The organism is Candidatus Neomarinimicrobiota bacterium (assembly GCA_041862535.1).
Taxonomy (GTDB): Bacteria; Fidelibacterota; Marinisomatia; order SCGC-AAA003-L08; family TS1B11.
The window spans coordinates 1-2,192 of the sequence record JBGVTM010000318.1 but is presented as its reverse complement, the minus strand read 5'-3'; the positions used below and the strand labels follow the sequence as shown (position 1 = coordinate 2,192).

The following is a 2,192-nucleotide window of genomic DNA, read 5'->3' as shown; positions in this document are numbered from 1 at the left end:
GCCGGTCACGATTCAGGTGGAACTTATCATAGCTCAGTTCGTCCCTGACCCACAGGGCGATCAGGATGAAGCAGGCCATTCCGACGGCCAAACCGGCTATGTTGATGAACGAATAGCCCTTGTATCGGACAATGTTTCTGACCGCAACTTTCAGATAATTTCCAAACATGATCAACTCTCTGTATTCCTATTCGTACCTGAGCGAGTCCACCGGATTGGCCAAGGCGGCCTTGATCGACTGATAGCTGACCGTGGCCAGGGCGATGATGAGTACCACCAAACCGGAGAGCAGGAATATCGTCAGGGTGATGTCCGTCCGATAAGCAAATGTCTCCAGCCAGCGATCGATGGTCAGATACGCTAAAGGCCAGGCTACGGCATTGGCAAGAACGGCCAGTAGCAAGATCTCTCTGGATAAGAGCCGAACTATGTTGATGACCGACGCGCCCAGCGTCTTTCTGATTCCTATCTCCTTGGTTCTTCGCTCGGCGCTGAAAGCTGAAAGCCCGAACAGACCCAGGCAGGCTACGAACACGGTCAAAAGCGAGAACGTAGTGAAGAGCGTACCCAGTTTTCTCTCCTCCCGGTAATTCTCGCTCATCACGTCTTCGAGAAAGGAATACTCAAAGGGAACGTCCGACACAACGGTGTTCCAGATGTTCTCGATCCCGGATATGGACGCGGAGGTGTATGCCGGCGGCAGCTTGGCCGCAATCAGGCGCTTGTCCTTGGTGCTGGCAAACAGTGCCAGTGGCGGGATGCGATTGTGAAAGGAATGAGAATGGAAGTCGCCGACCACGCCTACAACCTGGTATGCCTTTTCCCCAAGGTAAAACTTGAATCCGATTGGCTCATCTATCTCAAAATCCCGGACCGCAGCCTGGTTGATAAGGATGGAGTTCCCGGCATCGGCGGCAGACTCCCGGAAAAGGTCCCTACCCTCCACCAGCTTGATCCCGAAGGCTGTAAGGTAGTCCGGATCAATACGAACGCCGTGCAGGAAGGTGGGTTCCTCGTCCATCTTGTTCTGTGGGCGAATATGGTAAAGACTGTGCCGGTTTTCGCCTGGGGCGCAGTCCGCGATGGTCACCGTCGAAGCCAGGCCGCTTTTTAGAATCTCGTTTTTCACCAACTCCTGTTTCTCCGGGGAGATACCCTCCCCGGCGTCGATCAGCAGCACATTTTTATTGTCGAATCCCAGGTCGGTGGTCAACGCGAAATCAATCTGCCGGTAAACCGCGAAGGTCACGCACAACAAAGCCACCGCGATCATGAACTGGAAAGCCACTAAAATCTTCCTGAGCAAAGATCTTCTGCCGGTACCGAAAACCTCGCCCCGGAACAGAAAGGATGGCTGGAAACCAGATAAGACGAATGCGGGATAGCTTCCGGAAAGCAACCCCACAATGACGATCATGGCAAGAATAGACAGCAAGAGCACCGGATCACCGTACACGTTTATCTCCAACTGCCGTCCCAAGAAAGACTCCAGACGCGGTCTGGCGATCTCAAAGAGGGCGATGCCGAAGGCCATGGAAAGGAGAGTTAACAATATGGATTCACTTAGAAACTGTCTGACCAGCTGAAACCGGAAAGCTCCCAGTACCTTCCGAACGCCCACCTCCTTGAGCCTGCGCGAAACGCGGGCGGTGGACAGATTTATGAAATTGATGCAGGCGATTGAGAGGATCAGAAAGGCCACGCATCCGAAGACATAAACGTATGCGGGGTCACCGTTGGGAAACAACTCGTAGCTTAAGTTTGAATGCAAATAGATCTGCTTCAGGGGCTGAAGCTGCAATACGTAATTCTCAGCCTCGTCCTGGCCCACGTGCTGCGCGAGAAGCGATGGGATCTTCTGCTCGACTTCTGCTGCAACGACCCCTTCCCTCAGGAGCACGTAGGTGTAATCCTGAAAGAGTTTCGTCCACGACTGAGTATCCTCGCCGATTTTCTCGAGCGTTGAGTACGAGACTACGAAGTCGCTTCTCAGTTGGGTATTGGCGGGAACTCTCTTGAAGACCCCCGTGATTTGCGCCTCCATCTCCTCTTTGACCCGCACCGTCTTGCCGATCGGGTTTTCTCCAGGGAAGTAGGTGTTGGCCAAGCGCTCGGATATGATCACCGAGAAGGGCGCCGCCAGAGCGGTTTCGGGGTTTCCTTGTTTTAGAGGCAGGGTAAAGATCTTCAGG

General features: G+C 53.6%; 1 protein-coding gene. It reads right to left on the bottom strand.

The genetic code is table 11. The features are described 5' to 3' along the window. Positions 1-187: 187 nt before the first annotated feature. A partial coding sequence (locus tag ACETWG_11480; protein ID MFB0517207.1) for an FtsX-like permease family protein occupies positions 188-2,192 on the bottom strand: 2,005 nt, incomplete at its 5' end.